Consider the following 13891-nt stretch of genomic DNA (forward strand, 5'->3'; position numbering starts at 1 on the left):
AAGCGCTAGCACCGAAAAACAGCAAATTAACCAGCAGCGGGGTGGCGCCCCCCCGTTGTTGGGGCACCGTTACGATACGCATCCCTTCCAACCGGCCCCTGTGCGTGAAACCGATTCATCGCGGTTCCTGCGGTGAGCGGCCCTGTCATCGATGCAATCGTCTCTGTTTTTCACTGCCGCCCGTCGGCGGTTGCGCCATGCCAGCGCACTCGCCCTGGCCCTTGTCATCACTGGCTGCGCCGTACCCACGGCACAGGCTCCTGTGGCAGCACCGGCCCCGGTCGTTGCACCAGCGCCACCGGCTCCACCACCCGAGCCCCCTGGGCGCATCATTTTTGCGGGATTTGCGATGCATTCGCAATCCAAGGTTTTCCGCAACGACGTGCTTCTGGCCGAAAAGCTGGTCAAAGACATCGATCCGAATGCGCTGATGCTCAAGCTGGCCAACCCGGCACGCGATCAGAGCGCCGACTGGCCGCAGGCCACCCCCGAGAACTTCGCGCTGGTGATGTCCAAAATGGCCGAAGTGGCGCGCCCGCGAGACCGCGTTCTGCTGCTCATTTCGACCCACAGCAACCCCGGTCTGCTCAACATCAACGCGGGCGGCAAACACCTGCCGCCGCTCACCCCCCAAATCCTTAGCAATGCGCTGGCCCCGCTCAACGATGTGCCAACGCTGGTGGTGCTTTCCGCCTGCTACAGCGGCGCGTTCATCGAGCCCCTGAAAGCTCCGAATCGCGTGCTGCTCACTGCCACGGACGCCCGCCGCACCACTTTCAATTGCCAATACAAAGGCGACCACACACCGTTTGCCGAAGCGCTGTTTGGCCAGGCGGGCGCACAAAACCGTTCGGTGACCGACTGGATGGGCGAGGCGCAGAAATCCATCGCAGCGCAGGAAAAGCGCCGCAAGGTCCCCGCATCCCAGCCGCGCATCTTTGTCGGTGACGAGGCCAAGGCCTGGGCGAATCAACCTCTCAAGAACTGGTTGCAAGCACCGAAAGCGCCATAAGCCGGCCGCCACAAGCCCGTCTCCCCCGAATGCAAAAAACCCTGAAGAAGCCGTGCCTCTTCAGGGTTTTTGCATTTCAGCGCCGGGGGCTCAGAAAGGCATCTTGGGCATGCCGCCCCCGCCCATACCCTTCATCCCGCCCATCTTCTTCATCATCTTCATCAGGCCGCCGCCCTTCATCTTCTTCATCATGCCCTGCATCTGCTCAAACTCCTTGAGCAAGCGGTTGACCTCTTGCACCTGCACACCCGCCCCGTTGGCGATGCGCTTCTTGCGCGTAGCCTTGATGAGTTCGGGCTTGCGGCGCTCCAGCGGCGTCATGCTCTGGATGATGCCCTCCTTGCGTTTGATGTCCTTCTCGGCCTTGTCCATGTCCAGTGCGCCTGCCTTGGCAGTCAACTGAGACGGCAGCTTGTCCATCAGGCTGGAGAGCCCGCCCATCTGCTTCATCTGCTGGATCTGCGACAGGAAGTCGTTCAGATCGAACCCGTCGCCACTCTTGACCTTGGCCGCCAGCTTTTGCGCGGCCTCCATGTCCACCCCGGCGGTGACCTGCTCCACCAGGGCCACGATGTCGCCCATGCCCAGAATGCGGCCCGCGTGGCGCTCGGCATCGAACACCTCCAGGCCATCGAGCTTTTCAGACACACCCGCAAACTTGATGGGCGCGCCCGTGATCTGGCGCACGGACAGCGCAGCGCCGCCGCGCGAATCGCCGTCGAGCTTGGTGAGCACGATGCCAGTGAGCGGCAGCGCTTCCTTGAAGGCCTTGGCCGTGTTGATCGCGTCCTGGCCCTGCATGGCATCAACCACGAACAAGGTTTCGACCGGGTTCAGCGCGGCGTGCAGGTCCTTGATTTCCTTCATCAGGGCTTCATCGATGGCCAGGCGACCCGCCGTATCGACCAGCAGCACGTCAAAGTAGTGCTTCTTGGCGTAGTCCAGTGCGGCGTGGGCGATGTCGAGCGGCTTCTGGTCGGGCGTGCTGGGAAACCATTCGGCACCGGCCTGCTTGGTCACCGTCTTGAGCTGCTCGATAGCGGCCGGGCGGTACACGTCGCCCGACACGGTCAGCACCTTCTTCTTGCGCTTTTCGATCAGGTGCTTGGCCAGCTTGGCCGTGGTGGTGGTCTTGCCCGCGCCTTGCAGACCCGCCATCAGGATCACGGCGGGCGGCTGGGCGGCCAGGTTGATGTCAGCCACGCCCTCGCCCATGGTGGCGGCCAGTTCACGATTGACGATGCTGACCAGCGTCTGCCCCGGCTTGAGCGAGCCCAGCACTTCCTGGCCCAGGGCCTTCTCTTTGACACGGGCGATGAAATCGCGCACCACCGGCAGGGCCACATCGGCTTCGAGCAGGGCCATGCGCACCTCGCGCAGCATGTCCTGCACGTTGGTTTCGGTGATACGGGCCTGGCCACGCATCTCCTTGACGAGGCGCGTGAGTTTGTCGGTAAGGGCGGAGGCCATAGGGGAGATGTCCGGTGTTGCCTGCGCGCCAGGGTGCTGGCGGTGGGGCGAAAGGCTAAACTGCGATCCATGATTTTACCCAGTGCTTCCCCTGCCAGCTGGCTCCTGGCCCTGGCCGCTGCCGTGGCATACGCCGTTCCGGCTGCCGCAGCCTCGCGGCTGGGCGCTACAGCGGCGCGCAATGCACTGCTGGTGGCCTGGTTGCTGCATGGCGCCGTGCTGGTATGGGGCCTGTGGGGCGATTCCCCCCGATTTGGTTTTGCACCCGCCTTGTCGATGACCGCCTGGCTGGTGCTGACGGTGTACGCGGTAGAGCGGCAGCTGTTTCCGCAGATGCAGTCACGCTGGATACTGGCAGCGCTGGGGGCGGTTGCCATTGTGCTGGCGATGCTCTTTCCGGGCCAGCCGCTGCATGTGACGGCTTCCGCCTGGCTGCCGCTGCACCTGGCGCTGGGCATTGCCTGCTATGGCTTGTTTGCCGCCGCCGTGGTGCACGCCTGGCTGATGACACGCGCAGAGCAACGCATCCGGCAGGCCGAAGACCCCCACAGCGGCATCCCCCTGCTCACGCTGGAGCGCCTGACCTTCCGGTTTGTGACGGCGGGCTTCATCCTGCTGACTGCCACGCTGCTGGCGGGCTGGCTGTTTGGTGACACGCTGTACGGCAGGGCCTGGCGGTGGGACCACAAGGCCGTGTTCTCGCTGCTGTCCTGGATCACGTTTGCCACGTTGCTGGTGGGCAGAGCACGCTTCGGGTGGCGGGGACGCAATGCCGTGCGCGTGCTCTACGCCGGATCAGCGCTGCTGTTGCTGGCCTATGTGGGCTCCCGCTTTGTCATGGAAGTCGTCCTGGGCCGCAGCGCATGAAATACCTGGTCTTGCTGGTGGTTCTGGCCATCGCCATCGGTATCTGGCGCAGCCGACGCGCGCCAGAGGCAAACGCTTCCAAAACGCCTGCACCTCCGCTGGCCCTCCCGCAGAACATGCTGGCCTGCGCCCACTGCGGCGTTCACATTCCGCAGGCAGACGCACTGATGGTGGGCGAACAAGCCTACTGCTGCACAGAACACCGGCGCCTGGGCCCGGTGTGAAGCCGACCATGCCACCGCTGTCCGCAAGTACCTTTGCGTCCACCATGGATGCGCCATTTGTGCGCCTGTGGCGCGGTTTTCTGACAGGCCGCGTCATGGTCGCACTGGCCCTGCTGGTACTGCAAGGGGCCGGGCAGGCCATCAACCAGACCACCGAACCCGCCGTGCTGGCAGTGTGTGTGGCCTATCTGGTGGCCGCCGTCATGCTGCGCGTGCTCGGCAGGCACAGACCGCCTTCACCCAAGACCGGCCCCCAGTGGCTCCCCTCCATTGGTGTTGACCTTGCTGCGATTGCTGCCCTGCAACTGCTCAACGCAGGCGCCATGAACTACACCCCCCTGTTTGGCTTGCCTATCCTGATGGCAGCCGTGCTGGGAACGCTGACCTTGGCACTGGGCACCACAGCAGGCGTCACGCTGCTGCTGCTGGGCTGGGCCTGGTGGCTCGGCTCGGGCACTGCGGGCGACGACGCACCGCGCTACCTGCAAAGCGCGCTGACTGGCACAGGCTATTTCATCGTGAGCTATCTTGTGCACCAACTGGCAACACGCCTGGCGCGCGAGCAGGAAGTGGCGCAGCAAAGCCAGGTTGCTGCCCGCGTGCAGACGCAGGTCAGCGCACTGGTCATCCAGAACCTGACCGATGGGGTGTTGGTCGTGGACGAAAGCGATGTTGTGCGCATTGCAAACCCCGCAGGGCTGCAGTTGCTCGGGGGCACCTCGCTGCCCGAGCTGCCATTCATCCTGGCATCCGAGACACCCTGGAATCCGCTCGTGATCCTGGCTCGGCGCACATTCCGCCAGGAACAGCCCCAGACCGCCGACGTAGACCTCCTGCACCCGGGACAAAGCCCTACCGGGCTGCATGTACGCACGTGGTTGACTTCGACGCGCGAGGCAGCGCGGCAGACGCAGACCGAGCGCCTGTGCGTGATGTTTCTGCACGACCTGCGCGAGATGGAAGCCCGCCTGCGCACGGAAAAGCTGGCGGCCATGGGCCGCATGTCCGCCGCCGTGGCCCATGAGATCCGCAACCCGCTGGCCGCCATCGTGCAGGCCAATGCCTTGCTCGAAGAAGACCTGCACGACCCGGCACACAAGCGCCTGGCCCACATGGTGCAGCAGAACGCCGACCGCCTCGCGCGCATTGCCGAGGAGGTACTGGACATCGCCCGCGTGCAGCACCAGATCAGCCATGCGCCCGCGTCCACCTTGCCCCTGGACGAAACGGTGTCGCAAATATGGAATGACTGGCAGGCCCAGGACCCCGTGCAGCGCCGGGCAGTAGTGATGCTGGAAGCGGGCAATCCGCAGGTGGAATTCGACACCGAACACCTGCGCCGCGTGCTCGTGAACCTGCTAGACAATGCCCTGCGCTATGTGGGACAGGAGCCTGACTCCCTCACGGTGACCACCCGCACCTTGCCCTCCGGCCAGACCAGCCTGCAAGTCTGGAGCGACGGGGCCCCCATGGACAAGTCCGTGGAGCGCCACCTGTTCGAACCGTTTTTTTCCTCAGAAAGCCGCTCCAGCGGCCTGGGCCTCTATATTTGCCGCGAGTTGTGCCAGCGCCATGGAGCGTCCATCAGCTACCAGCGGCTGACCCGTACCACCTTGCGGGGCGAGGTGGGCGGCAACGCCTTTACCGTCGGCTTTCGCCGCACCACACGCCCTGCCGATGCTGCCACGCTGTTTGACACCATCGTGGTCTGAAACGCCCTGCCATGAACGCACCTACCGCTTCCATCCTCGTCGTGGACGACGAACCCGACCTGCGCACCTTGTACGAACTGACCTTGCTGCGCGAAGGCTATCGGGTGGAGACCGCATCCAGCGTCCAGGAGGCGCGCGAACAGCTCAAGGCCCACCGCTTTGACGCCGTCATCACCGACATGCGCCTGCCCGATGGTTTCGGCATGGAACTGCTGCAGGATCTGCGCGACCAGCAGCGCCGCGAGCGCTGCGTGGTCATGACAGCGTATGGCTCCGCCGAGAACGCCGTGGAAGCCCTGCGCTCTGGTGCCTTCGACTATCTGACCAAACCCGTGGATCTGAAACAGTTCCGCTCGGTCGTCGCATCGGCCGTACAAGGCACCGGGGGTGTCCCCGCGCCCCGGGCCGCACGCACCGGCGGCGTACAGGGTCGGCAGGGGGCGTTCAGCGCAGACCCCTTGGCAGCGGGCACCGCACTGGACAGGCTGGTGGGCACCTCAGAGGCCATTCGCAACGTCAAGCAGCGCGTGGCCAAAGTGGCACGGGGCATGGCGCCCGTGCTGATTCATGGGGAATCCGGCACGGGCAAGGAACTGGTTGCGCAAGCGCTGCATGCCAGCAGCCAGCGTGCCGATGGTCCCCTGGTTGCCGTGAACTGCGGCGCCATCCCAGAAAACCTGCTGGAGGCAGAATTTTTTGGTGCCCGTAAAGGCTCTTACACCGGTGCCACCCAGGATCGGGACGGCTACTTTCAGGCAGCCCGTGGCGGCACGCTTTTTCTGGACGAAATCGGTGACCTTCCCTTGGCCATGCAGTCCAAATTGCTGCGCGCCATCCAGGAGCGCAGCGTACGACCTCTTGGCTCCACCCAGGAGGAGACGGTGGATGTGCGCATCGTGAGCGCCACACACCGCGACCTGGCCGCCGACGTGCAATCGGGCCGCTTCCGCCAGGATCTCTATTACCGGCTCAACGTGATCGAAATCGTGATCCCCCCGTTGCGCGAGCGGCGTGAAGATCTGCCTGTGCTGTGTGCCGCACTTCTGGCGCGCATCGCCCAGGAATCCGGCATGCCTGTGCCTTCTCTGACAGAGCATGCGCTCCAAGCCATTGCCGCACATCCCCTGACCGGCAACGTCCGCGAACTGGAAAACCTGTTGCACCGGGCCGTGGCACTCAGCGACGGAGACGAGTTGCATGTGGACTGGCCCTCTGGCACCCCCATCCCATTGGGGGCGCGGACGCTACCAACCCCTACCCTCCCCAACCACACCGAGGCGCAGCCTGCCCATCAACCACCACAGCCTGCCGCCAGCACGGGCTGCTCGGTCCCTCTGCCCAATGACCTTCAGGCCTGGCTGGACCAGCAGGAGCGGGACATTCTGATACGAGCCTTGCGCGAAGCGGGTTTCAACAGAACCGCCACCGCAGCCCGGCTGGGCATCAGCCTGCGCCAGATACGCTACCGCATCGCCCGGCTGAACATCGCCGTCCCCAATGACCAGGACCCGCATGACGAGATCGGCTGACGCGGCACCAGGCAGATCAACGCATTGGGACGGTGGATGGCACCGTGCAGCGATCAGGCTGGAATCCCCCAACCATGGTGTGCGCCCTGCCCCGGCAAGTTCCTCCATCGACCTGATCGTGGTGCATTCCATCAGTTTGCCGCCAGGCACATATGGCGGGAATGCGGTGCAACAGCTATTCACCAACTCGCTGGACTGGGACGCACACCCCTACTACCAGAGCATCCGTGGTTTGGCCGTTTCGTCGCATTTCTTCATTGACCGCACCGGCGCCCTTTGGCAGTTTGTGGACTGTGATCTTCGGGCCTGGCATGCTGGCCAGTCGGCCTACCGTGGCCGCAGCCAGTGCAACGATGACTCGATTGGCATTGAACTTGAAGGCCTTGAAGGGCTTACGTTCGAACCCGCGCAGTACCAGACCCTGACAACGCTCTGCCAGGACATCGAACAGCGCTACCCCATTGAACACATCGCAGGGCATGAGCACATCGCGCCCGGGCGCAAGCAGGACCCAGGCTCCGGCTTCGATTGGGCGCAGGTACAAAAAGCACTGAACTGGCCCGTACAACGTTTTCCGGCAGCCACCTGGCCTGACATTCAAGCCGCCCGCTGAGGGCGCTGTGGCAGCGCCACATTCAGCGACTTTTTTCTATGTGCACTTGCACATCGTCGCGTCCCCAGACACCACGCGGCCTCGCGCAGAAAATCCGCTCGAAACGCTTGTCTTTGCGAGGTTTTCGTCCTGCTTTTCCGCAGGGGCAACGGGTTCCGGCGGGGTCAGCAGAAGGCCCTGCGGCGCCGCTGACATGCTGTTTCGTTTTTCTGAGGACAATACGACGGTACACTACCGGTAGTGTCTTGAATGCATGTGACACACCATATATAGTGTGCGCCAGACAGTAGTCCGCCGCACCACTCACACGCTGCGACGGCATCCAGGCCGCGCACCACACCCCAGACAGCCCACAGAAGAGGACCCCCCATGCAAGCTGCTTTGAACACGCCTTCCACGCCCCATGCCGCCTCCCCCGAGGCCCCAAACACCCAGTCCGCACCAGCAGCGGCGGGTAACTCGCTGGCGCACTATCAGATCATTCGCCGCAACGGAGCAGTCGTGCCCTTTGAGCCGCAAAAAATTGCGGTGGCGATGATGAAGGCATTTCTGGCAGTGCACGGCACGCAGGGCGCCGCCTCCGCCAGCGTGCGCGAGGTGGTGGACACGCTCACCCAGAATGTGGTCCGCGCCCTCATGCGCTCGCGTCCCGGTGGCGGCACCTTCCATATTGAAGACGTGCAGGATCAGGTTGAACTGGGCCTGATGCGCGGCGAACACCACGAAGTCGCCCGGGCCTATGTTCTGTACCGCGAGCGCCGCACGCAAGAGCGTGTCCACCACCAGGAACAGCTCGCGCCCGCAACCCCCATTTTGAACGTGATCGACAACGGCCAACGCGTGCAGCTGGACATCCTGCGCCTGCACGGGCTCATCGAATCGGCCTGCGCCAACCTCGGCGCCGACATCCAGGCCGCGCCCATCGTCGCCGAGACCATGCGCAACCTGTATGACGGCGTTCCCATGGACGAGGTCTACAAGGCGTCCATCCTCGCCGCCCGCACCCTGATCGAAAAAGACCCTGACTACACCTATGCCACGGCCCGCCTGCTGCTGCATACCATCGTGCGCGAAGTGCTGGGACGCGAGGTCGCCCAGAGCGACATGGGCCAAGCCTATAGGGACTATTTCCCCGCCTTCATCCAGAAGGGGGTGGACAACGAGCTGTTGGACGAGCGCCTGCTCAAGCAATATGACCTGAACCGCCTGGGCGCCGCGCTCAAGGCCGAGCGCGACCTGCAGTTCGACTACCTCGGCCTGCAGACCCTGTATGACCGCTACTTCCTGCACGTCAAGAAAACCCGCATCGAACTGCCCCAGGCGTTCTTCATGCGCGTGGCCATGGGCCTGGCACTCAATGAAACCGACCGCGAGGCCCGCGCCATCGAGTTCTACGAAGTGCTGTCGTCCTTCGACTTCATGTCGTCCACCCCCACGCTGTTCAACAGCGGCACCCTGCGCTCGCAGCTGTCCAGCTGCTACCTGACCACGGTGCCCGACGACCTGGATGGTATCTACGAATCGATCAAGGAAAACGCCCTGCTGTCCAAGTTTGCTGGCGGCCTGGGCAATGACTGGACCCGCGTGCGCGCTCTGGGCTCCCACATCAAGGGCACGAACGGCGAATCGCAAGGCGTGGTGCCCTTCCTCAAGGTGGTCAACGACACCGCTGTGGCGGTGAACCAGGGCGGCAAGCGCAAAGGCGCCGTCTGCACCTACCTGGAAACCTGGCACCTGGATATCGAAGAGTTCCTGGAACTGCGCAAGAACACTGGCGACGACCGCCGCCGCACGCACGACATGAACACGGCCAACTGGATCCCTGACCTGTTCATGCGCCGCGTGATGGAAAAGGGCACCTGGACATTGTTCTCGCCCTCCAACGTGCCCGACCTGCACGATCTGTTCGGCGCCGACTTCGAGAAGGCCTATGTGGCCTACGAAGAGAAGGCCGCGCGCGGCGAGATCAAACCCGCCAAGACGGTGCAGGCCACCGACATGTGGCGCAAGATGCTGACCATGCTGTTCGAGACCGGCCATCCTTGGATCACCTTCAAGGATGCCTGCAACGTGCGTTCGCCCCAGCAGCACGCTGGTGTGGTGCACTCGTCCAACCTGTGCACTGAGATCACACTCAACACCAGCGACACCGAAACCGCCGTCTGCAATCTTGGTTCGGTCAACCTGCTGCAGCACATCAAGGACGGCCAGATCGACCACGAGAAGCTCAAGAAGACCATCACGGTTGCCATGCGCATGCTCGACAACGTGATCGACATCAACTATTACGCCGTCAAGAAGGCCCGCGACTCCAATCTGCGCCACCGCCCCGTGGGCCTGGGCGTCATGGCGTTCCAAGACAGCCTGTACGAACTGCGCATTCCCTACGCCTCGCAGGAGGCCGTGGAATTCGCCGACAAGTCGATGGAGGCCATCTGCTACTACGCCTACTGGGCCTCCACCGAATTGGCCCGGGAACGCGGCCAGTACTCCAGCTACAAGGGCTCACTGTGGGATCGCGGCATCCTGCCTTTCGACACGCTGGACATGCTCTCGCAGGCCCGTGGCGGATATGTGGAAGTGGATCGCTCGTCCACCCTGGACTGGGATGCCCTGCGCAAGAAGATTGCACAGGACGGCATGCGCAACTCCAACTGCGTCGCCATTGCCCCCACGGCCACCATCTCCAACATCATCGGCGTTGATGCCTCGATCGAGCCTTCGTTCGGCAACCTGTCGGTCAAGTCCAACCTGTCGGGTGAATTCACGGTCATCAACGGTGGGCTGGTGCGCGACCTCAAGCGCCTGGGACTGTGGGATGACGTGATGATCATGGACCTCAAGCACTTCAAGGGTTCGCTGCACCCCATCGATCGGGTGCCACAGGACATCAAGGCGCTGTACTCCACAGCGTTTGAAGTCGAGCCGCAGTGGCTGGTGGAAGCCGCATCGCGTCGCCAGAAATGGATTGATCAGGCGCAGAGCCTGAACATCTACATGGCCGGCGCATCGGGCAAGAAGCTCGACGACACCTACAAGCTGGCCTGGATCCGTGGCCTCAAGACCACGTATTACCTGCGCACACAAAGCGCCACACACGTCGAGATGAGCACCGTGAATACACGCCAGCTCAATGCCGTTTCATCGGGCAATGACAGTGGCGCATCGGCAGCGTCGGTGCCCGTTGCAGCGAAACCCAGCGCACTCGATGCGGCAGTTGCTGAAGCCACCCATCAAGCATCAGCAGTGCCTGCTACGGACGTCAAGTTCTGCGCTATCGATGATCCCGGCTGCGAAGCCTGCCAATAAGAACTTCGCACGCGACACCTTGGGCTCTTCCGAGGTGTCGCGCATGTGCTGTGAAGCAACAAATCCTTGCTGCACAACGCTTCAGTGCTTTTCTTTTCGCAGCACTGCTTTCATAATCCGAACACTGGAAAATCTATGTTGACCTGGGACGAAGAAGTCAAGCCCTCATCGCAAAATCAACTGGACGGTGGACTGAACCAAAGCCACCCGGCGGGACAGCCGCCTTTGCCTTTCCAAACCCCCTCACTGCAGGAAGTGCACGCATCGATGACTGCCTCTGCAGCACCGCACGCAACACCTGCCGCAGCCACGCAACGCCGCGTGAACGCTGCCGACAAACGCATCATCAACGGGCAGACGGATGTCAATCAGCTGGTCCCGTTCAAATACAAGTGGGCCTGGGAAAAATACCTGGCCACCTGCGCCAACCATTGGATGCCTCAGGAAGTGAACATGACGCGCGACATCGCGTTGTGGAAGGACCCCAATGGCCTGACCGATGACGAACGCCGCATCATCAAGCGCAACCTGGGCTTCTTTGTCACGGCAGACTCGCTGGCTGCCAACAACATCGTACTGGGCACCTATCGCCACATCACGGCGCCAGAGTGCCGCCAGTTTCTGCTGCGCCAGGCCTTTGAAGAAGCTATCCACACGCACGCCTATCAGTACATCGTGGAATCGCTGGGGCTGGATGAGAGCGAGATTTTCAACGCGTACAACGAAGTCCAGTCCATCCGCGACAAGGACCAGTTCCTGATCCCCTTCATCGAGGCGATCATGGATCCGAACTTCCAAACTGGCACGCCCGAAACCGACCAGACGCTCCTCAAGTCGCTGATCGTGTTTGCCTGCCTGATGGAAGGCCTGTTCTTCTACGTCGGCTTCACACAGATCCTTGCACTGGGCCGCCAGAACAAGATGACTGGCGCCGCCGAGCAGTACCAGTACATCTTGCGCGACGAGTCGATGCACTGCAACTTTGGCATTGACCTGATCAACCAGCTCAAGCTGGAAAATCCCCATCTGTGGACCGCTGAATTCAAGGCCGAGATCAAGGCGCTGTTCCTCAAGGCGGTTGAACTCGAGTACCGCTACGCGGAAGACACCATGCCGCGCGGCGTGCTGGGCATGAATGCATCGATGTTCAAGGGATACCTGCGTTACATCGCCAACCGCCGTGCCACACAAATCGGGCTGGAGACGCTGTTTCCCAATGAAGAAAACCCGTTCCCGTGGATGAGCGAGATGATCGACCTCAAGAAGGAACGCAACTTCTTCGAGACCCGGGTTATTGAATACCAGTCCGGTGGTGCGCTGTCCTGGGACTAGCGCCTTTTCGCAACACACCACCATGGATTTTTACACCACGCCCACCACCACAAGCAGCGCTGCAGTGCGTTGCGGTGCAGGGCGTTCCCGTGTTCATGGCGATGGGGATTTCTCCATCGCCATGGATCGCTTCGTGTCCACTGCAGACAGGAAGTGCTCTTTGCAAATTGACCCAAGGAGAACATGATGGCAACTGCGAAAAAACCAGCCGCTAAGAAGGCGACCCCAGCGAAAAAAGCTGCACCTGCAAAACCAGTAGCAGCGAAGAAGGCTGCACCTGCCAAGAAGGCAGCAGCACCGGCAAAGAAAGCCGCTCCCGCCAAGAAGGCAGTAGCAGCGAAGAAGGCTGCACCAGCCAAGAAGGCAGCAGCACCGGCAAAGAAAGCCGCTCCCGCCAAAAAGGCAGTAGCAGCGAAGAAGGCCGCACCCGCCAAGAAGGCAGCAGCACCGGCAAAGAAAGCCGCTCCCGCCAAGAAGGCAGTAGCAGCGAAGAAGGCCGCACCCGCCAAGAAGGCAGCAGCACCGGCAAAGAAAGCCGCTCCCGCCAAAAAGGCAGTAGCAGCGAAGAAGCCTGCCGCCCCAGCCAAGAAGGCGGCTCCCGCCAAGAAGGCAACGGCTGCCAAGAAGGCCGCTCCCGCCAAGGCTCCTGCAAAAAAAGCTGCACCGGCCAAGAAGGCCCCCAAGGCGCCTGCCCCTGCGGCAGCAGCTCCAGCAGCACAGACCACCCTGAATCCTCAGGCAGCCTGGCCCTTCCCTACGGGCAACAAGCCTTAATCCTGGCGTATCACACGCTCAACCCGGTGCCTGCGCACCGGGTTTTTTTATGCCTGTTCGTGTTGCACACCACACGCCGTGCAACACAAGAAGCCGGCAGCAATGGGGCGCCCCGTGACTTCATGGAAAGCTGGCCCAATTACGCGGGGATGAAATCCAGTGTGTAGTTTTGCGGGCCCCGCTGCGCAATCTTAAGGGCTCCCACCCGGTTGCCCAGCTCGGCGCAACGCACCAGCGGCCAGCCCTTTTCCAGGCCGAACAACAACGCGCCCCGCCAAGCATCACCACACCCCGTAGGATCCACCACTTGGGCAGGCACCACGGCGGGTACATGGGTTTTCTGACCATTCACCCAGACCTCGCAACCCTCCGCACCCAGCGTCACCACAAGCCCCTTTACCTTGTTCGAAATCTCTGCAAGCGTCCAGCCCGTGCGGTCGCAAAGCATTTTCCCCTCGTAGTCATTGACCGTCACCCAGGAAGCCTGGTCCACGAACCGCGCCAGCTCTTCGCCATTGAACATGGGCAAGCCCTGGCCCGGGTCAAACACAAAAGGAATACCGGCCGCCACAAACTGTGCCGCGTGTTCAAGCATGGCGTCACGACCATCCGGCGCGATGATCCCCACGCTCACCCCCACATCTGCCTCGATGCGGTTCACATGTGCCTGCATCATCGCCCCGGGGTGGAAGGCGGTGATCTGGTTGTTGTCACGGTCCGTCATGATCATGGCTTGTGCGGTGTAGGTGTCCTGGACCTGCCCCACATGGCGCGCACTGATACCCAGCAATTCCAGGCGCTGCAGATAGTCTGCGCCATCGCTGCCCAGCATGGCCATTGGCAATGGCTCACCGCCCAGCAACTTGAGGCTATACGCAATGTTGCCCGCACAACCACCAAAGTCGCGCCGCAACGAAGGCACCAGGAAAGAGACGTTCAGGATGTGCAGCTGGTCGGGCAGTATCTGCTCGGCAAAACGGCCCTCGAAGGTCATGATGGTGTCGAACGCCAGAGAACCACAAATGAGGGCAGCCATATCAAAGAAGTAG

General features: G+C 62.3%; 12 protein-coding genes. 10 read left to right on the forward strand and 2 right to left on the reverse strand.

The features are described from left to right. Positions 1-349 precede the first annotated feature (349 nt). A complete protein-coding gene (locus tag C8C94_RS13805) occupies positions 350-1012 on the forward strand; it encodes a C13 family peptidase (RefSeq protein ID WP_121421113.1) in 663 nt (220 codons plus the stop codon). 90 nt (positions 1013-1102) lie between these two features. On the opposite strand, the gene ffh is transcribed toward C8C94_RS13805, so the two are convergent. After that, a complete protein-coding gene (ffh, locus tag C8C94_RS13810; protein ID WP_121421114.1) occupies positions 1103-2482 on the reverse strand; it encodes a signal recognition particle protein in 1380 nt (459 codons plus the stop codon). 69 nt (positions 2483-2551) lie between these two features. On the opposite strand from ffh, the gene C8C94_RS13815 reads away from it, so the two are divergent. The 9 genes from C8C94_RS13815 to C8C94_RS25885 all read left to right on the forward strand — a co-directional run bounded on the left by C8C94_RS13815 (position 2552) and on the right by C8C94_RS25885 (position 12842). Then, on the forward strand, positions 2552-3349 hold the full coding sequence (locus tag C8C94_RS13815) for an inner membrane protein YpjD (RefSeq protein WP_121421115.1): 798 nt from the start codon (positions 2552-2554) through the stop codon (positions 3347-3349). Continuing rightward, positions 3346-3573 (forward strand): PP0621 family protein, encoded by a 228-nt coding sequence (locus tag C8C94_RS13820; protein WP_121421116.1) that lies wholly within the window; start codon positions 3346-3348, stop codon positions 3571-3573. Before C8C94_RS13815 ends, C8C94_RS13820 begins: the two co-directional genes overlap by 4 nt. Positions 3574-3581: 8 nt before the next feature. Next, on the forward strand, positions 3582-5285 hold the full coding sequence (locus tag C8C94_RS13825) for a nitrogen regulation protein NR(II) (RefSeq protein ID WP_121422858.1): 1704 nt from the start codon (positions 3582-3584) through the stop codon (positions 5283-5285). An 11-nt stretch (positions 5286-5296) separates the two neighbouring features. Beyond that, on the forward strand, positions 5297-6814 hold the full coding sequence (locus C8C94_RS13830; RefSeq protein ID WP_121421117.1) for a sigma-54 dependent transcriptional regulator: 1518 nt from the start codon (positions 5297-5299) through the stop codon (positions 6812-6814). Then, positions 6798-7427: a 1,6-anhydro-N-acetylmuramyl-L-alanine amidase AmpD gene (gene ampD, locus C8C94_RS13835; RefSeq protein WP_121421118.1), complete on the forward strand. Its 630-nt coding sequence runs from the start codon at positions 6798-6800 to the stop codon at positions 7425-7427. Before C8C94_RS13830 ends, ampD begins: the two co-directional genes overlap by 17 nt. A gap of 369 nt (positions 7428-7796) precedes the next feature. After that, positions 7797-10736: a ribonucleoside-diphosphate reductase subunit alpha gene (locus tag C8C94_RS13840; protein ID WP_121421119.1), complete on the forward strand. Its 2940-nt coding sequence runs from the start codon at positions 7797-7799 to the stop codon at positions 10734-10736. A gap of 135 nt (positions 10737-10871) precedes the next feature. Continuing rightward, the gene (locus C8C94_RS13845; RefSeq protein ID WP_121421120.1) at positions 10872-12068 is read left to right on the forward strand and encodes a ribonucleotide-diphosphate reductase subunit beta; all 1197 of its coding nucleotides are present in this window, start codon (positions 10872-10874) and stop codon (positions 12066-12068) included. 22 nt (positions 12069-12090) lie between these two features. Then, on the forward strand, positions 12091-12255 hold the full coding sequence (locus C8C94_RS25880; protein WP_158603296.1) for a hypothetical protein: 165 nt from the start codon (positions 12091-12093) through the stop codon (positions 12253-12255). Further along, positions 12255-12842, forward strand: coding sequence for a hypothetical protein (locus C8C94_RS25885; RefSeq protein ID WP_055395059.1), 588 nt, complete (start codon positions 12255-12257; stop codon positions 12840-12842). The genes C8C94_RS25880 and C8C94_RS25885 overlap by 1 nt, the downstream gene beginning before the upstream one ends. Before the next feature lie 139 nt (positions 12843-12981). Here C8C94_RS25885 and C8C94_RS13855 read toward each other — a convergent pair whose 3' ends face one another. Continuing rightward, positions 12982-13878, reverse strand: a complete 897-nt coding sequence (locus tag C8C94_RS13855) for a carbohydrate kinase family protein (protein WP_121421121.1) — start codon at positions 13876-13878, stop codon at positions 12982-12984. Positions 13879-13891: the final 13 nt, after the last annotated feature.

The organism is Acidovorax sp. 94 (assembly GCF_003634645.1).
GTDB classification, from domain to species: domain Bacteria; phylum Pseudomonadota; class Gammaproteobacteria; order Burkholderiales; family Burkholderiaceae_C; genus Acidovorax; species Acidovorax facilis.